General features: G+C 34.2%; 1 protein-coding gene. It reads right to left on the minus strand.

Annotation, left to right across the window (positions count from 1 at the left end):
• Positions 1-220, minus strand: a 220-nt coding sequence (locus SB771_RS36970; protein WP_410722280.1) for a hypothetical protein, incomplete at its 3' end; no start/stop codon positions are given.
• Positions 221-237: the final 17 nt, after the last annotated feature.

The raw sequence follows: 237 nt of genomic DNA on the forward strand, positions 1-237 counted from the left end.
CTTTTAAGTGCTTCCAATTACTTATCAAGGCAATAACAGACCAATAAATTGTCTCATTATCAATTGGTTTAATGAATTGGAAAGCTATTTTTTCCTCTGCCGCCTCATCTATTTTTTCTGTTAGATAACGCCAAATCCAGCTACATGTTTCTTCATCTTTTATATCTAACCAGGGAAGTAGGCTTTTACCTGTTACAAACTGTGAATAGTCTCGTTTCATCGTCAGTAAATAGTCTT

Origin of the sequence: Burkholderia sp. SIMBA_051 (assembly GCF_046534915.1) — a bacterium.
Lineage (GTDB): Bacteria > Pseudomonadota > Gammaproteobacteria > Burkholderiales > Burkholderiaceae > Burkholderia > Burkholderia ambifaria.